The sequence below is a fragment of the Bacillus sp. AFS098217 genome, assembly GCF_002551815.1.
GTDB lineage: Bacteria > Bacillota > Bacilli > Bacillales > Bacillaceae_G > Bacillus_A.
In genome coordinates this window covers 19,749-38,071 of record NZ_NVPR01000059.1, presented here as the reverse complement: position 1 = coordinate 38,071, position 18,323 = coordinate 19,749, and the positions used below count along the sequence as shown (strand labels likewise).

Genomic DNA, 18,323 nt, shown 5'->3' with positions numbered 1-18,323 from the left:
GTGTTGACAGATAAAAAAGGTTCAGACACAAAAACAGGCTGTGGAGAAGACTTTCTCCACAGCCTGTGAAAATGTCACCTTTTAGGTGACATTTTCATTGACAAGATCTTTTTTCAACAACGTGAATAAAACCCTTGGTAACAAAGGTTTTATCTAAATAAGGAAGTTACGTTAAGTCTCACAGAAAGCAAGGACTCAACTTTTATTAGAGGTTATTTCAAACAAATCAGGAGCTAATGTTCGAACACTCACTCCATCTTCATTCATTTCTATTAAATCCAACTTTTTAAAGAAACTTTTTATTTCTTCTTCTGAAGTCAACGTATGATTCCCTTTTATTGTAGAGAGCGCTCTTACAGACGATTCCTCAATGGAACTTTCACCCGTTAAACTGATTTTATTTAATAAACTAATAATATTCTTATACGCATAGTTTTCTTCATCCATAGCCCCATAATAATTTTTTGATAGAATTTTTTTCCCTTCATCCATTTCCCCTTTAGATAAGTAGAAGCCGATTAAGTTGAATACTTCACTACTATTTACTGATTTATGGGTAACTGCATTAGGTAAATATTTTCTCTCTTTTTCATAATCAATCGGCATATAAGCAATTACTGGTTTATCAAGTAACAAAGCTTCAATGCCTGTCGTACAACGATTGTGTATAACTACTTTCGAAGCTAAAATCCACATAACAACATTACCATCATGGGCAACAAACACATTTTTATAATCCGACAATTCTTTTCGATAACTTTCCAAATTTTCATGAATATGAGGACGAACGACAATATTAAGATTTGGATATTTCCCACTTAATTCTTTAATTAATTGGATAAAATGTTCATATACCTTCTTTATATAACGTTCATTAGGATTAAATCCTCTTAAAAAGTGATTATATTGAGTAAATCTTGTATTCACTAAAATAAAATCTCCAAACTTTTGTTCAATCATTTTAACTTCATCACTATATAAACCCCGGAACTTTTTCTTGAGCAGATCGAACCGTGGATGACCAGTTAAATGAAATTTCTGCTTAAATTCAGGAAAAGTATTTGTAACTATTTCTTTATGAGCATCTCCCCAGCAATATACATGCTCGAGTATTTTAACATACTTATCATCTTTTCCAAGACGGCTATAATTATTACTGTTAAGGAATAATCCTTCTTCTTCATCTAATTCGACGATAGAATAGCCTAGTTTATATGCATGATCCATATATTCTTTCCTTGCATCACCATAAGGAGTTCCCTTTGAACAAATAATCCCCTTAGGTAATAACTCCAAATGAGCAAGAATAGGCGTATGTGTTCCCAGAATAATTCGATATTTTTCTTTAATTGCATAATAGGCTAAGAGTAATTTTGCATCTAATTCCCTTGTTTTTGATTCGATTGGTAAATAAAGAAACTTTTGCGACATAAACATCACCCCTTCTTATTGTTTCAATCGAAAATAATCTTACCTTTAGTAGCATAGATTATGTTTTTCTTATAAAGTGAAATTTTAATTAACGAAGAATTTCTTCATCCCCACTGTTTACTAACCCTCACCAATCGAGCTTTTACGGGCAGCTCACACCTAACTTCTTTGCTTTTGCGAAATTTTGAGGTGAGGTCTTGCTGCCCACAAATAGCAGAATAAACCTACTGAATCCATTAATATTTACCTATCATTCATCTCTCTCCTGAAAATTTTTTAATTTTGTTGCTTTCTCATTAATTTCTTCTCTGTTTTTTAATAATCTTTTTAATAAGTTTAATATTTCAGTACTAGTTACATTATCAATAATCCATCCACATTGGTATTTTTTCACCCTTTCAGCAGGAGCACCTAGATTAAATGTAATAATAGGGTATCCCGATAACATCGCTTCACTTGTTGTATACGAATACGTTTCAGGACAAATTGAAGGAGTAATCACCAATGCTATTTCTTTTTCAGCTAATATTTTTGATAAATTATCAACTTCATATCTTCCTGTTACTTCAAACTTACCTTCATCACTTTTGTGCGGGTTAAAATGAATATTTGTTATACCAATCACCTTTATGTTTATTGGCAAATTTTCTTCAACAATTAAATCCTTTAATTCATATATAATGCCTGACCCTTTCGGCAAATCGATTGCCCCCAGAAAAGCAATATTTAAATCTTGTTTATTTAAAAAATCCTTATTAAAAGTGTATGCTATTTTTGAATCAATGGAATGTTCTCTTACTTCTATCTGGATATCTTTATAATATTTTAAAAGAATTTCTTTCGTGTTATAACTAGGTGTTATCACCTTTTTGGCCTCTACCAAAAAAGAATGAAACGCTTTTCTCCAATCTTCAATGTTAATAGTTTCTTTTGAATATAATTTTGCAATACATCCCTGACAGATTTCTGGGTTTGTTTCAGCATTACAATATTTCTTTTCATGGTTAATTAAATTATAACTTGGGCAAATACAATAAAAATCATGAACAAAAAAACAATAATCCACCAGTGAGTGTTTTATTAAGCTGAACATCTTTTCAATTGGATACTTAACTAAATGATTAATAAAAATTAGATCTATTCTTAAAGCACTTAATAATTTTTTAAAATTCATTTCATTTAATTTACTTAGTTTAAGATTATAATGTATTGGTTCAGAATGATTATGATCAGTTAAAATTACATAATCTGTCCCAGGTGTTAACGTGTATATCCTCTCATCATCTTCTAATGTTTTTATATAGTTAGCTTGATAGATTGAGGCACCACCACCTGAGCCATGGTCAATAAATAATCTGCCCTTTCTATAAGAATATTTATCGGCGACCATTACACTTTTCATGAATTCTCTTATATTTTTTATCGGATCCAACCTTATAAATTCTTGTATTATTTTATTATAATCGGGGTATCGGTTAAGTAATTTTTTTAAATTACTTGACATTAGCTCTTGTTTACTGTCATCTATTTGATTAAAACTTACACCATGTTTATGATAAACAAACACATTTGGAATCAATATATTTTGATAGCCTTTATGCTGTGCCCTCATACACCAATCGTTTTCCTCGCCATACCCTTTGCCAAAAACCTCATCATCAAAGATTCCGATACCATTAATAACATTTCTATTTAATGCCATACAGAAGCCTACGCCTGTTGGGATTACTATCCCTTTGTTAATGATATATTTTGAAAAATATGAATCGACTTCATTTATATTCATATCGTACGGTAATTCATTGTCTTGAAGAAAATTTGGATAAGAACAAATCGTAGCACTATTTGAGAAAGGAGTAACTGATGAAATTTTATCATTTACTAAAATAGGGTTGATTAAACGCCGAAAACAATGAGGGGAAATTTCTGTATCGCTATTTAATAAAATGGGATGATTTGTTGTTAAAAGTAGGCCTTTATTAATACTTTTTACATATCCCAGGTTCTTATCATTGTGTATAATCACTAAGTTTTTTAAGCTTTGAGGTGATTTTTTAGATTTCAAGTTCTCCAAAAAATCACCTATTCGTTCATCTGTACTCGCATCATTAATTAAAAATAAGTTAAATTGAAGATCTGCATTATTATATATACTTTCTATACATCTCTTTGTAAATTCATAGCCATTATATATTGGTATAATCACATCTACTACAGTATCTTGAAGTAAGTTATTATTATATTCAACATAATTTAATTCATTAAATATTTCTAAACTAAATTGATCAAGAATAGAATCATTTAAAAAAGATAGTTCATCAGCTTCTTCGTTTGTATTCGAAATAGATTGGATATCCGTTGGCTTTTCATAGTTCAAATTTAAAATCAATCCTTGTTCGTCACCATTTAAATATTTATCTGTATGGAATTTAATCTCTTTTTCGCTTTTTGAATAATCCCAAATCCTCAAATGATTTACTTGTCCTTCAAAGTATCCGTATACTTCACATCCTCCAATATTTCCTGATGCAAAGATATTATTCTTAGTATTTTTTAATCCTTTTTTCACAAAATTTCCATTCACATATAAGTTTGGAGTTTTATTTTCATAAACAATCGCTATATGAGTCCAATCGTCTATTTTTATCTCATATGTGAGTAGAGCAAATACATCATTACAACTATGTTCATATACCGTTATACCATTCGTTCCAACTGATATCCCAGTGCCCGATTCATCTTTTTGTTCAATTGCAGATTTCCCCGGACTAATAATGAATCTTTGACCGGAAATGCTATACTTTCCTTCATCTGATTTCCAACTTAAGCTAAGTTCCTTTTGAGGCTTTACCCAAAACTCATAGGTGAAATTATTTTTGATATTTCTAAACAAATCCTTTGTCCTTATCGTTTCTTGCCCTTTGAAATTTAAAAATCCTTGCAACACATTGTTCACCCTCGCTTATATAATTCATTCTATAATTAAAAACAAAATATTCCAGTGTTAAAATTAAAAGATATATATACTTTTTTATTAATGAAGATCCATTTTTTTATTATTTTAGTTTTATAGTCGACTAATTATACACGATCGATGTTTTTATTCACTACTAATGATTTGTATAAACTATGCGATCGAACAATAGAAATCGGACTTAGGCTTTTACTTTTATCATGCTATGTTTTGTTTTTCTTTTTGTATAGTTACATAGCCTAGCTTGAAAAAAGATGGTGCATTATGCTCTATATTTAATAAATAATCCCCTCTCTGTGCTTAGATAACTTATGAACATATAACACTTTTAGATTAGAAAACCTTAAGATACCTCTTGTATCTAAAAATGAAGATTTTGATTTCTAGACTTTCCATAATATAAAAGAAGTTATTAAACAGATTTATCATTTCCTGAACCAAGAAATAAAAAAACGGTAAAGTACAATTACAATCTAGGCTTATTTACTATTTCGAGAAAACTATAAGGAAATATAGAGATGATACCCAAACTTTTTTCCGAACTATTCATAGTAATAGATAAAGAAAATGTATTCAATAAAAAAGGCTGTGAATAAAATGGATTTAACAGGAAAAATAATTTTAGTTACTGGTGGAACAGGTTCTTTCGGAAAAAGCTTTATAAAAAAAGCACTGGAACTTGGTGTAAGCAAGATCATTGTTTTTAGTCGTGATGAGTTAAAGCAATACGAAATGGCTCAAGAGTATATCGATTCGCGTATTCGTTTTTTTATTGGGGATGTACGTGATAAAACTCGTTTATACCGAGCATTTGCTGGGGTCGATATTGTAGTTCATGCAGCTGCTCTGAAGCATGTAGGTGCATGTGAATACAATCCGTTTGAAGCCATTAAAACAAATATCTATGGTGCTCAGAATGTAATTGAAGCTGCTATAGATTGTGGAGTGCAACGTGTCATTGCTTTAAGTACAGATAAAGCTGCCTCTCCAATTAACTTATACGGTGCAACAAAATTAGCATCAGATAAACTTTTTGTTGCAGCAAATGCTTATGTAGGGAGAAAGAATACAAGATTTTCAGTAGTACGTTACGGAAATGTGGTAGGCAGCAGAGGCAGTGTAGTGCCATTTTTTAAAAGCATAAAAAAAACTGGGAAAATCCCTATAACAGATGAACGTATGACACGATTTTGGATAACACTTGATCAGGGGGTGCAATTTGTTCTTGATAATCTTCAACGAATGAAGGGCGGGGAAATTTTTGTTCCTAAAATTCCAAGTATGAAAGTAACAGACTTGGCAAAAATAATTGCACCTGAATGTAAAATTGAGATTATAGGCATCCGTCCAGGAGAAAAACTTCATGAGACTATGATAACTGAAGATGATGCACGTCATACTTTGGAATTTAAAGGTTATTATATAATTCAACCAGAATTTAATTGGTGGGATAAAATAAATTCAAGTGAAAGCAAACCACTTCCAGAAGGTTTTAGTTATACAAGTGATAAAAATGAACATTGGTTAACAAAGAATGAGTTAAAAAGATTAATTAATGAATAGAATAAGAGAATAATTTAACTTAAATTAATTAAAATAATATATAAGGGAGCATTAATAATTATGAAGCATCTTTTAGCGATTCATGGAGGAAAGCCCGTACGGGATCATTATTTGCCATACGGCAAACAATCCATTGATAAAGATGATATCCAAGCAGTAATAAACGTTTTAAAAAGTGATTTTATTACAACCGGTCCAACAATAAAACAATTTGAAGATCAAACGGCAGCATATGTAGGTGCGAAATATGCCGTAGCATTTTCAAACGGAACGGCGGCATTGCATGGAGCATGTTTTGCAGCAGGGATATCCAATGATGATGAAGTCATCACGACAGCAATGACGTTCGCTGCCAGTTCCAACTGTGTTCTTTATCAAGGCGGAGTGCCAGTATTTACAGATATTAAATCCGATACTTATAATCTTGATCCTGCATTAGTAAAAGATAAGATTACAGATAAAACAAAAGCAATTATACCTGTACATTTTACAGGACAGCCAGTTGAACTTGAAGAAATTTTAAAAATCGCCCAAGAACACAACTTAATAGTAATAGAAGATGCAGCCCATGCATTAGGAGCTACGTATAAAAAGAAAAAAATTGGTTCAATTAGCGATATGACCATGTTTAGTTTTCATCCTGTCAAACAGATTACAACCGGCGAGGGTGGAATCATTACAACAAATAATGAAGACTACCATCAAAAACTTCTTCAGTTTCGAACACACGGGATCACACGAGATCCCAATAATCTAACTGAGAATCATGGCCCTTGGTACTATGAAATGCAATTTCTTGGATATAATTACCGAATGACGGATATCCAAGCCGCTCTCGGATTATCACAACTACAAAAATTAGATTCTTTTATCACTAAAAGAAAACGGTATGTAGAAATGTATGATACGGAACTAAAAGATTTACCTGAAGTTATTCTTCCAAAAAAATCAGATCATGTTGATTCAAGTTGGCATTTGTATATCATTCAGTTAAATTTACCAATGCTGAAAGTTGATCGAAAAGAAATCTTTCAAGCATTACAGCAAGAAAATATCGGTGTTAACGTTCACTACATTCCAATTCATTTACAACCCTACTATCAAAAATTAGGTTATCAGAAAGGAATTTGCCCCAATGCCGAAAAATTATATGAAAGTATCATTACTCTACCATTATTTTCAGAAATGAGTGAACAAGACGCTAACGATGTCATTTATGCGGTTAAAAAAGTAATAAATTTTTATAAAAAATAAATGAATACAAAGGTGATGAAATGAAAGTTGCCGCTATTATTCAAGCTCGAATGGGTTCAACTAGGCTTCCGGGGAAAATAATGAAAAAAGTTCTTGATAAAACTCTATTAGAATATCAAATTGAAAGAGTAAAAAGAGCAAAAACAATTAACCAAATTATTGTAGCGACTACTACAAACAAAAAAGATAATCCAATCATAGAGCTTTGTAAGCAAATTTCTGTTCCTTATTATCGTGGAGCAGAAGATGATGTATTATCACGTTATTATGAAGCTGCAAAACAATTTTCTGTGGATGTTATAGTTCGATTAACTTCAGATTGTCCCATTATTGATCCTGACATTATTGATAAGATAGTTAATTGCTATTTAAAACATCAAAATAAATATGATTATATATCTAACACACTAACCCGTACTTATCCGAGAGGACTAGATACAGAGGTTATACCCTATCGAATGTTAAAACGAGCATATGGAGAAGCAAATGAGCCATCATATCGTGAGCATGTGACTGCTTATATATATAACAACCCTAGGAAATTTAAAATGTTAAATGTCCAACATGACTTAGATGAAAGTAAACATCGCTGGACTGTTGACACGAAAGAAGACTTTCTTCTTATTAAAAACATTATTACAAGATTATATCCAATTAATAACCGGTTTTCTTTCAGCGATATTTTAAATTTATTAAAACAAGAACCAGATCTGTTTTATATTAATAGTCATATAGAACAAAAGAAGATAGGTATGTAAATTAAATGAACATATTCATTCGTGTAGATGCTTCTATAGAGATTGGAACAGGACATGTTATGCGATGTTTAACCTTAGCAAAGGAATTTAAAAATTTGGGACATCGGGTAGCTTTTATATCTAGGGAATTAGATGGCCATATGTGTAATTTTATAAAAACTCAGGGATACACAGTATATATGTTATCCAAGATAAGGTTAGTAAAAAATAATTGTAATACCGCGCACGCTCAATGGCTTCAAACGAGTTGGGAAATTGATGCTCAACAAACAATAGAAATCATGCGTAAGAGCACTCACTTTGTTGATTGGCTTATTGTAGACCATTATGCTTTAGATAAAAAATGGGAGAAAAAATTAAAGAAGTTCACCCGCTATATAATGGTTATAGATGATTTAGCAGATAGATTACATATGTGTGATGTACTGCTCGATCAAAATTATTATACAAATATAAACCACAGGTATAAAAAATTACTCCCTAAAAATTGTATAAGATTATTAGGTCCCAAATATGCACTGCTAAGGGCAGAATTTTTAAAAGTACGGAAAAATTTAAGAAAAAGAACTAGCAACCTTAAAACAGTACTCATATTTTTTGGTGGAAGTGATCCCACTAATGAAACATCTAAAGTAATCAAAGCTCTAGAAGCAATAGACTGTAAACAGTTTCTTATTGATATAGTTATCGGACGATCAAATCCTCAAAAAGATGTCATCCAACATTTATGCAGAAAACATCCAAATATGACCTTCCATTATAATATTGATTATATGTCTAGATTAATGAATGAAGCCGATCTAGCAATATGTGCTGGCGGTTCGACGACTTGGGAAAGATATTGTTTAGGGTTACCCGCACTATTAATTTCAGTAGCGTATAATCAAATTGAAATATGTAAAGCGGTAGGAAATTTAGGTATTGATTTTTATATTGGAAAATCAGAAGAAATCTATGAGAAAGATATTATTAATGCTATTGAGGCTGTTAAGAGCGAGAACTTCGATTTAGAGGAGTCTTCTAAAAAGGCATTAGAAATTGTGGATGGTTTTGGGAAAATACGTGTAGTATCAGAGATTTTACAATATTAGATGGCAGGGAAAACATTATGAATATCCTATTGTTAGGCTCCAATTGTTTTAATTTATCCTGTGTTCTGAAATCCTCAGGAGATAACGTTGTTTGTTGCAAAGATAAAATAACTATTTATTCATCTATTCTTACTAATATTGATTTCATTGTCAGCTATGGATATAGATATATTATTCCTCCTTCTATTGTAGAGAAATTTAATAACAAAATTATTAACTTGCATATATCTTATCTTCCTTGGAATAAGGGGGCTGATCCAAATTTATGGAGTTTCCTTGAAAATACACCTAAAGGAATTACAATTCATTATGTAGATAACGGCTTAGATACGGGAGATATCATCGCTCAATTGAAAGTTCCCTACAAGGAAAATGATACATTAAAAACCGCTTATGATAGACTATGCAAAAAAATAGAACGACTTTTTATTGAAAATTGGGGATTAATTCGTTCTGGAACAGTTATGAGGAAGCCACAATCTCCTGGCGGCAGTTATCATAGATTAAACGATAAAGAAAAGTATTTACATTTACTAACTGATGGATGGAATACGCCAGTAAAAAATATAATAGGTAAAGGAAAAATGAATAGTTAGGAAGGAGAAGATAAAATGAAAGAAGTTGAAATTAACGGAAGAAAAATAGGTCGTAATCAACAACCATTTATCATTGCCGAAATGTCTGGAAATCATAATCAGTCATTAGAACGTGCATTACAAATAGTTGAAGCTGCAGCACAAGCTGGCGCACATGCTCTAAAAATTCAAACTTACACAGCTGAGACTATGACACTCGATATAGATAACAAAGAATTTAAAATAGAAGATGCAAACAGCCTATGGAAAGGAAACACACTTTATAAACTATATCAGCAAGCTTACACGCCATGGGAATGGCATAAACCACTCTTTGATAAGTGTACAGAACTAGGTATAATCCCATTCAGCACCCCATTCGATGAAACTGCAGTTGATTTTCTAGAATCTCTAAATGTCCCTTGTTATAAAATTGCTTCTTTTGAAAATACCGATATCCCCCTAGTCCGCAAAGCTGCCTCTACTGGGAAACCACTTATTATCTCGACAGGTATGGCCACAATTTCAGAATTAGATGAGACTGTCAAGGCCGCTAAGGCAGCGGGGTGTACAGACCTTGTTTTGTTAAAATGTACGAGTACGTATCCAGCTTCTCCGGAAAATACCAATATTCATACAATCCCCCATATGAGGGAATTATTCCAGTGTGAAGTGGGTTTATCAGATCATACATTGGGAGTAGGAGTAGCCATCGCAAGTGTTGCAATGGGTGCGACTGTAATTGAAAAGCATTTCACTTTATCTAGGGCTGATGGAGGAGTGGACTCCACGTTTTCAATGGAACCAGATGAACTAAAATCTCTTGTTATTGAAACAGAAAGAGCATGGAAGGCGCTAGGAAAAATTTATTATGGGCCAACTAATATAGAAAAAAACTCATTGAAGTTTCGACGTTCTCTATATGTGGCACAAGATATGAAAGCTGGTGATCTTGTAACAACAAAAAATATAAAAGCCATTCGACCCGGGTATGGTTTGGCACCAAAATACCTTCCTATTTTACTAGGAAAAAAAGTAAAAAAAGATGTTGTTAAGGGAACACCTGTAAATTGGGATTTGATTTAACGAAAAACTCCTTAAATGGAAAAATAAAATTCCTGTCTCTGTAAATCAAATTTCCACATGAATTTCACCATTTTTTTACTTATGAAGCATTTTCTATTAGGGGCTATTATCATATTTTGTCAAATAGCCCCTCTTTCATTTTATATGGTTGAAAAAGCCTCTAAACAACTCTCTATCTGCAGCCGTTCTACGGATCTTTAAGAGTCACAATTACCATTTTAATCTTTCCCTTCTTTTCATTGATGAAAAGATTATAAAATCTCTTTATTTTGACAAGCTACCGATAAATTACGCGCTTTTTCCAAAATTTCACCGCGATTTATTGAAATTTTTTGTAATAATTGTAAGATGCTCTGGCTACTTACTTCTTTCAGAATCCATCCCCCTTTATATTTTCTTATTTGCTCCGCTGGTGCTCCCATATCAAATGCAATGACCGGATACCCTGAAAACATAGCCTCATTGGTTGTATAAGAAAATGTCTCCGGACATATAGAAGAAGTTATAACGATAGCTATTTTATGTATTGCCAAAATATTAGAAATTTCCTTATTATCATATGGTCCTGTTACAACAAAATGTCCACTTGGGCTGACAAATCTTCTTTTATGCCGGTCTGTTAACCCAATTACTTTTATACAAACAGGCAGTTTCCTCCTTTCAATTTCCATTTTTAGTCTATATAAAATATGCGACCCTTTATTTTTGTGCATATTTCCTACAAAGGCAACATTAAGCTTTTTTTCACTTGCAAATTCAGGAGTATATGTATAGTGGATATTAGGAGATAAAAGATGCTCCTGTACATCTATAGCAATGTTAGGGTAATGTTTTTTTACAATTTCTTTTGTACTGTTGCTTGGAGCGATTACCTTCTGAGCATTTGATAAAAAAGATTCAAATGTTTTTCTCCAAGTTTGAATATCTGTTTCCTTTCCTCCACTCAAACACGCCATACATATATTCACATCTGTTTCATTATTGCAGTAAGGACCATTCCTTTTAATCAAATTAACGAGAGGGCATATACAAAAAAAATCATGTATGAAAAAAATATAATTAATTCCAGAACATTGAATGAATTTTATAAAATCAAATATAGGAAATTTAATGAGATGATTTATATAAATTAATTCAATATCCATTGACTTGAGTAGTAATCGGAAGCTATTTTCATCATAATTATGAAACTCGAACTCATCGTACAGATGGATTTCCTGATTTATATCTTCTATACGAAAAATTCCAGCTCTAAACGTCATTTTATAAATTCTATACTTATGCTTGTTCTTTTCAATATACGTATTTTGATAGTATTCTACTCCTCCACCTATAGGATTCATCACAAATAAAATGCTTTTCTTTTTTGAAACACCGACTCTTTCTAACAACACTCTCCCTCCTTCATTTAAATCTTCTAATGTACCATTCCAACTCGTTTTCTTCCATAATTTATAAATATATATTTTCGCAAACAAAAATATTACACCATTTATTTTCACATGAAATAATAAGGCGAAGTTGTATCCCCCTCATCAAGTAATCACTACCATAAAACGGATGGTCACTAAGGTTTTATTTCCTTTAATTCAAAAAAAGTCACCTACGTTTGCTTTACCCAAACATTCTATATCCCCTCTGCATATATTGACTATATGTTTCTTTAGAAAACACGTATTCAAATATCAAATTTAAGGTTAGGTGAAAAATATGGCAAATTGCGAAGGTATAGCTTGTTTTTTATTTAATATTTGGCCACCAGGAACCATTGTTACAATTACAACCAGATCAGGACAAATTATTGGTCCAGCTTCTCTTGTTTTATTTTATTCTGATCTTTGTCTCGTTATATTAGAAGAAGAAAGTTCAATAACACCACCATCTACTAATTATATATTCATAAGTTGTGAAGATATAGAAAGTGTGATAGGCCCTTCTTAATTAAATGATTGTAAAATTTTTACAATCTAAATATCTTAAATGGATTTTTTACAATTAAGCTATCTTTGAATAAGACAAGGTATACTGATAGACAACATCCAATATGTCAAAGGCTGTCTTTTTCTCGCAATAGCTAGACTCTTGGGTGTTTCTTTGTATCGTTTGATAAAACAAATACAAAGAGTAGCTAGTTCACGATCAGAGAACTTTTGTCTTCTTTTTAATCTAATTCTCTAGCAAATTTATCAAAAAACGAAGACGATACATAGTGATATAATTCTTCTACAAATAATTGTAATTCGTCCTGAATCGAAAAATCCATAAAAAACGCCATCCTTTCTGTTTTTGGAGTGAACCCTGAGAATGAGACGATAAAAAACACCTCTCTAAATCGTAAGTATCAATTGAAGTGCCTCAATGAAATAAGACAAGGAAAAAACAAGGGTACACAAACAAAGAGATTATGGATCAATTAGGAATTAAAAATAAAGCACAGATTAAAACTTGGATGAAGTGGCATCGTGAAGGTGAAACGTATCGTTTTAGTTGCCCTGTAGGAAAACAAAGTACGCTTACAAAAGGCTAGTGCAGAAGGCATAACTGAAATAGAGAAACTTCAGATAGAGAATCGAAAATTAAAAATGCAAATAGACATTTTAAAAAAGCACCACGAAATCGAGAGGAGTTGGTTAAAGAAGTAGTTGTAGAAGTAGTGGAGTTGATGAAAAATGAGTACTCCATTAAAGAGATATGTATATTAATTGGTATACCTCGTTCTACTTATTATCGATGGAAAAATAAAGCGAAAGATATAAAGGAAGCAAATTAGAACAGGCTATTTTGACAATTTGTATGACAAATCACTTTCGATATGGGCATCGAAAAGTTACTGCTTTATTGAAACGAAAATATAATTATCACTTGAATCGAAAAACTGTACAGAAAATAATGCAAAAGAAAAGTTTACAATGTAGGGTTAAAAGAAAGAGAAGAACCTGGATCAATGGAGAAAGTAGGATTGTTGTAGAGAATCTCTTAAATCGAAACTTTCAAGCTACCAAACCAAATGAAAAATGGGTTACAGATATTACATATTTGCCATTTGGTACAGAGATGTTGTATTTATCAAGCATTATGGATTTATATAACAATGAAATCATTGCGTATGAAATAAGTAACAGACAAGACGTAACGCTCGTCTTAAAAACAGTTGAGAAGGCGGTAAAATCACAAAAAGAAGCTGAAATTATGCTACATAGTGATTAAGGTGCTGTATATACCTCCTACGCTTTCCAAACGTTATCTAAAGAAAATGGCATTATCACAAGCATGTCCCGTAAAGGAAACTGCTATGATAATGCCGTAATAGAATCTTTTCATTCCTCATTGAAATCTGAATTATTTTATTCACAAGAAAAACAACTACATTCAACTTCTACTCTCAAACAACTCATTCACGATTATATTGAATATTATAATACGGAACGTATTCAAGAAAAGTTAAACTACCTGTCTCCTATAGAATACAAGAAACAGGTAGCATAGGTGTTTTTTCTTTGTCTCACCAAATGGGGTCAGACCACTGCATATTTTCACAAAAAGAATAGCGTTTTTTTCGTTATATGGATATAAATTTATCTTAGCTTGATGGACAGGTGATCCAAAATAAGTTATTTAGCAACTGAAAACAGTACACTAATGCTAACACCTATCCCACAACTTAATAAAATTCTTTACTACCCTAAAATATGATACCCAGAATCCACATGAATGTTCTCACCAGTAACTCCAGTTGCTAAATCACTGAATAAGAATAATGCTGTATTCCCCACTTCTTCTTGCGTTACGTTACGGCGAAGTGGTGCACGTTCTTCGATTTGTTTTAAGATGCTGTTGAAGTCGCCAACACCTTTAGCTGATAGGGTACGAATTGGTCCTGCTGATACAGAGTTTACACGAATGTTGTGTTGTCCTAAGTCATTTGCTAAGTATCTTACACTTGCGTCTAGTGATGCTTTTGCAACACCCATTACGTTGTAGTTTGATACAACGCGTTCTCCGCCAAGGTATGTTAATGTTACAATGCTGCCGCCTTCTGTCATTAATGGTTTTGCAGCTCTTGCAACAGCTGTTAATGAGAATGAGCTAATATTTTGTGCAAGTAAGAATCCGTCACGAGATGTATCAACGAACTCACCTTTTAAGTCGTCACGGTTTGCAAATGCGATGCAGTGTGCTAAGCCGTGTACAACGCCAACTTCTTCTTTAATTGTTTCAAAGCAACGAGCGATATCTTCATCGTTTGTTACATCACATGGTAAAACAAGTGATTTTTGTCCTTCTAATGATTCCGCTAAGTCGCGTACGTTTTTCTCTAAACGCTCACCAGCATAAGTAAAAATTAAGTTTGCTCCCGCATTATGTAGAGAACGAGCAATCCCCCATGCAATGCTGCGTTGGTTCGCAACACCCATAACAATAATATTTTTTCCTTGTAAGTTGAGAAGATTCATTTATTTATCCCCCTAAATCTATTTAATATAATCAGTTATTAGTACCTGGTAACATATTTATATCATATCACAAATTTAAAAGAAGGCAAAACAAAAAATCACAGATTCTCAGCAATGCAATTTTGTTCAACGTCATTTCCTCATTATATTTTCATCCACTTCGCATTTCTGCCTTTACCAACGGGCTCAATTTTCTTTTGATCTCGCAAAGACTTTAGTACTCGGTTAATTGTTGCTTCTGCGACATCTGGACAAGCATTCCGAATATCTTCTTTTGTAAAATAACCAAGTCGATGTGTAATAAACTCTTCTACACGCTGACTCTTGTTTCCTCTTGTCGTTTCAATTGTTCCAACACGACTCTCTAATTCTTTATATGCCGCAATCATTGTGCCAAGCCAGTAATTTGTCCAAAATAAAATATTATGATCACCGCTATGCCAATTTGCTGATGACTTTCGCAACATTTCATAATACGAATCTTTGCTTTCTTCTACAATTTTTTCTAAGCTGATAAATCTTCCTACCTCATAACCAGCACGATACAATAAAAGCAATGTTAATAACCGAGCCATTCTCCCGTTTCCATCATTAAATGGATGAATACATAAAAAGTCTAAAATAAATGCAGAGATTAAAAGAAGTGGATCTACTTCTTCTTTACGAACACATTCGTTATAGTACTCACATAACTCTTCCATCGCTCTTGGGGTTTCAAAGGCAGAAAGTGGCTGAAAACGAATAAATCTCTCCCCTGTTGGTAGCTTTTCCTCAATTACATTATCCGTATTTTTCCACTTCCCTCCTTCTAATGGTACAAATTTATATAAATCCCTATGAAGCTGCAAAATTACATTACTATTGATCGGAATTGCTTCATATGCTGAATGAATCGTAGCTAATACATCACGATATCCAGCAATTTCACCTTCTGATCGATCCATTGGGTCTACTTTATTTTCCATTAATCCTTTTAAGCGCTGATTTGTAATAACAATACCTTCAATACTATTTGATGCTTTCGTACTTTGAATAATCGCAACGTTTTTTAATGTATTCAAAATTTGCGGAGATTGTTGTTTGTATAATTCTTGTTTCCCTTTAAACTCGTTGATTTTACTAATTAAGCGAACCGTATGCATCGGAAAAGCTAAATCATTTAACCTTTCATTACGAAATGACATCATAAACATTATCATCCCCTTATCATATTCAAAAAAACAAAAAATATTATTTTTATTATAACATAAACATAATAAAACAATAATAAACATATTCTTTTTTTACAAATGATTATATTCTCTTTACGACAATGTACTTCTCTCATTACTTCATTCGATAGTTCGTCCATCATGTCATTTTGAACGTCACATATTCTCTTCTTTATTAAAATACAAAATATTTCATAATGAAAAAATAAACCTGTCCGATCTGTATCTGTATAATTCCATTGTGTTTTTTCAAAATATAAACCGCGGCTATGAAGAATAAAAGAGAACCGCTCTCACTTTCTCCCTTTGTTTTAACATGGTACGGGGCGAAAATAGGCCCTAATCGCTTCTATGCATGGTCGGATCCTCTCTTCCATCCAAAAAGAGTGGTTTTTTATGTGTATTTATACAAAGTCACACTTCCATCACCAATCATACTTTTCGGGTTTCACATCTGAATTACTGCTACGAAACCTCAAGCTGACCTACCCTCACTTCCTCCCTTTGTTTTAACATGGCACGGGGGCGAAAATAGGCCCTGACCGCTTCTATGCATAGGCGGACCCTCTCTCCCACCTAAAAAGAAAGGTTTTTTTATCAGTTTCTCAATTTATATCTATATAATCTAACATCCCACATTCAAATTCCAAACAGCATATTTGCAAACCATCCAAAATTCGCTAATATGGTAATAACGTCTTTTTTTTATTACATAAAGAGCAGTAGAAAGGACTACATACGGTGAAGAATAAGAATTCTCAATATCAAATAGATTACATATTAATACTCATTTTATTTGCAATCGCGGCTGTGAGCTGTTTTGCCATTGCAAGTGCTCAGCCATCTTTACCACCTGCTTTACAAAGTGTAAATTTCGTACTGAAACAAATTCAATGGTACGTCATTGGAATAATCGCCATTTTCGTCATTATGATTGTTGATTTTGATCGCTATAAACAAATCGCTTGGTATTTATATGGGGTTGCCATGTTACTCCTCATTGGACTTGAACTCAAAATTCCGGGAGCTGTGACAATTAAAGGAGCTACCGCCTGGTACAGTTTACCGGGCCTTGGTAATTTCCAACCTTCTGAAATTATGAAATTATTTCTAATTCTTGTCGTTGCAAGGATTATCACAAATCATAATGAGAAATATCCGTTTCGCTCACCGCGTGAAGATTTGATTTTACTTGGGAAAATATTTGCCGCTAGTTTACCTCCATTGCTTCTCATAGCGAAGGAACCAGACTTAGGAAATACGATGGTGATTTCAGCGATGCTCGCAGCAATGATTTTAGTTTCTGGTGTACGTTGGCGCTTTATTTTAGGCTTAGCGGCTCTTGTTATTGCAGCCGCTACTGCGCTAACTTATATTTACTTCGAACATACAGAATTCTTTAAGGCTCATATTTTAAAGGAATATCAATTAGATCGTTTCTATGGCTGGTTAGCACCTTATGAATACGATACACAAGGGTATCAGTTACGTCAGGCTCTTTTAGCTACTGGTTCTGGCGAGCTTCATGGAAAAGGATGGGAAAATAGCGAAGTATATTTTCCAGAACCACATACAGATTTTATTTTCACAAATATTGCAGAGAAATTTGGATTTTTAGGTGCAAGTGTCGTCATTTCACTTTTCTTCCTGCTCATTTACCGCATGATTCATATCGCTTTAGAATGTAAAGATCCATTTGGCAGTTATCTATGTGCAGGAACGGTTGGCATGTTTACATTCCAAGTATTCCAAAACATTGGAATGACAATCGGGTTACTTCCAATCACAGGAATCACCCTTCCACTTATGAGTTATGGTGGTAGTTCTTTGCTAACATATATGATTGCGATTGGCTTCATCCTAAACGTACGATCACGAACGAAAAGATTTATGTTTGATTAGACCATATCCAATGGGATATGGTTT

Annotated in this window: 17 protein-coding genes; 12 read left to right on the top strand and 5 right to left on the bottom strand. The window is 32.8% G+C overall.

Annotation, left to right across the window (positions count from 1 at the left end; genetic code table 11):
- Nucleotides 1-195 precede the first annotated feature (195 nt).
- The gene (locus tag COO03_RS16500) at nucleotides 196-1,431 is read right to left on the bottom strand and encodes a surface carbohydrate biosynthesis protein (protein ID WP_230322490.1); all 1,236 of its coding nucleotides are present in this window, start codon (nucleotides 1,429-1,431) and stop codon (nucleotides 196-198) included.
- 250 nt (nucleotides 1,432-1,681) lie between these two features.
- A complete protein-coding gene (locus COO03_RS16495) occupies nucleotides 1,682-4,378 on the bottom strand; it encodes a glycosyltransferase (protein WP_230322491.1) in 2,697 nt (898 codons plus the stop codon).
- Nucleotides 4,379-5,002: 624 nt separating this feature from the next.
- Between COO03_RS16495 and pseB the strand changes: the two genes are divergently transcribed.
- From pseB to pseI, 6 genes are read left to right on the top strand one after another with little or no spacing between them, the layout of a single operon-like run.
- A complete protein-coding gene (gene pseB / locus COO03_RS16490) occupies nucleotides 5,003-5,968 on the top strand; it encodes a UDP-N-acetylglucosamine 4,6-dehydratase (inverting) (RefSeq protein ID WP_097898198.1) in 966 nt (321 codons plus the stop codon).
- Nucleotides 5,969-6,028: 60 nt separating this feature from the next.
- On the top strand, nucleotides 6,029-7,222 hold the full coding sequence (pseC, locus tag COO03_RS16485; RefSeq protein ID WP_097898197.1) for a UDP-4-amino-4,6-dideoxy-N-acetyl-beta-L-altrosamine transaminase: 1,194 nt from the start codon (nucleotides 6,029-6,031) through the stop codon (nucleotides 7,220-7,222).
- Between the two features lie 20 nt (nucleotides 7,223-7,242).
- Nucleotides 7,243-7,980 carry a cytidylyltransferase domain-containing protein gene (locus COO03_RS16480; RefSeq protein ID WP_097898196.1) on the top strand — a complete coding sequence of 246 codons (738 nt, stop codon included), beginning with the start codon at nucleotides 7,243-7,245 and terminating at the stop codon, nucleotides 7,978-7,980.
- 5 nt (nucleotides 7,981-7,985) lie between these two features.
- Nucleotides 7,986-9,071: a UDP-2,4-diacetamido-2,4,6-trideoxy-beta-L-altropyranose hydrolase gene (gene pseG / locus COO03_RS16475; RefSeq protein ID WP_097898195.1), complete on the top strand. Its 1,086-nt coding sequence runs from the start codon at nucleotides 7,986-7,988 to the stop codon at nucleotides 9,069-9,071.
- A 17-nt stretch (nucleotides 9,072-9,088) separates the two neighbouring features.
- Nucleotides 9,089-9,667 carry a formyltransferase family protein gene (locus COO03_RS16470; RefSeq protein WP_097898194.1) on the top strand — a complete coding sequence of 193 codons (579 nt, stop codon included), beginning with the start codon at nucleotides 9,089-9,091 and terminating at the stop codon, nucleotides 9,665-9,667.
- Between the two features lie 15 nt (nucleotides 9,668-9,682).
- Entirely contained in the window at nucleotides 9,683-10,732 is a 1,050-nt protein-coding gene (gene pseI / locus COO03_RS16465; protein ID WP_097898193.1) for a pseudaminic acid synthase, read from the top strand.
- 251 nt (nucleotides 10,733-10,983) lie between these two features.
- On the opposite strand, the gene COO03_RS16460 is transcribed toward pseI, so the two are convergent.
- Nucleotides 10,984-12,126, bottom strand: a complete 1,143-nt coding sequence (locus tag COO03_RS16460) for a glycosyltransferase (protein WP_257132038.1) — start codon at nucleotides 12,124-12,126, stop codon at nucleotides 10,984-10,986.
- Between the two features lie 316 nt (nucleotides 12,127-12,442).
- Between COO03_RS16460 and COO03_RS16455 the strand changes: the two genes are divergently transcribed.
- The 5 genes from COO03_RS16455 to COO03_RS28160 all read left to right on the top strand — a co-directional run bounded on the left by COO03_RS16455 (nucleotide 12,443) and on the right by COO03_RS28160 (nucleotide 14,218).
- Complete coding sequence (locus COO03_RS16455; protein WP_097898192.1) at nucleotides 12,443-12,673, top strand: CGEA protein; 231 nt, start codon at nucleotides 12,443-12,445, stop codon at nucleotides 12,671-12,673.
- Nucleotides 12,674-13,136: 463 nt separating this feature from the next.
- The gene (locus COO03_RS27670) at nucleotides 13,137-13,259 is read left to right on the top strand and encodes a hypothetical protein (protein WP_255257257.1); all 123 of its coding nucleotides are present in this window, start codon (nucleotides 13,137-13,139) and stop codon (nucleotides 13,257-13,259) included.
- 99 nt (nucleotides 13,260-13,358) lie between these two features.
- Nucleotides 13,359-13,502, top strand: coding sequence for a phBC6A51 family helix-turn-helix protein (locus COO03_RS26565; RefSeq protein ID WP_141523133.1), 144 nt, complete (start codon nucleotides 13,359-13,361; stop codon nucleotides 13,500-13,502).
- A gap of 11 nt (nucleotides 13,503-13,513) precedes the next feature.
- A complete protein-coding gene (locus tag COO03_RS16450) occupies nucleotides 13,514-13,939 on the top strand; it encodes a DDE-type integrase/transposase/recombinase (protein WP_141523134.1) in 426 nt (141 codons plus the stop codon).
- A gap of 51 nt (nucleotides 13,940-13,990) precedes the next feature.
- The gene (locus COO03_RS28160) at nucleotides 13,991-14,218 is read left to right on the top strand and encodes an IS3 family transposase (RefSeq protein WP_097898190.1); all 228 of its coding nucleotides are present in this window, start codon (nucleotides 13,991-13,993) and stop codon (nucleotides 14,216-14,218) included.
- A 191-nt stretch (nucleotides 14,219-14,409) separates the two neighbouring features.
- Here the strand turns inward: COO03_RS28160 and fabI are convergent, their stop codons facing one another.
- Both fabI and COO03_RS16435 read right to left on the bottom strand, forming a co-directional pair.
- Complete coding sequence (gene fabI / locus COO03_RS16440) at nucleotides 14,410-15,186, bottom strand: enoyl-ACP reductase FabI (protein WP_097898189.1); 777 nt, start codon at nucleotides 15,184-15,186, stop codon at nucleotides 14,410-14,412.
- 143 nt (nucleotides 15,187-15,329) lie between these two features.
- A complete protein-coding gene (locus COO03_RS16435; RefSeq protein ID WP_097898202.1) occupies nucleotides 15,330-16,373 on the bottom strand; it encodes a Fic family protein in 1,044 nt (347 codons plus the stop codon).
- A gap of 765 nt (nucleotides 16,374-17,138) precedes the next feature.
- Between COO03_RS16435 and COO03_RS16430 the strand changes: the two genes are divergently transcribed.
- A complete protein-coding gene (locus tag COO03_RS16430) occupies nucleotides 17,139-18,299 on the top strand; it encodes an FtsW/RodA/SpoVE family cell cycle protein (RefSeq protein ID WP_097898188.1) in 1,161 nt (386 codons plus the stop codon).
- Nucleotides 18,300-18,323: the final 24 nt, after the last annotated feature.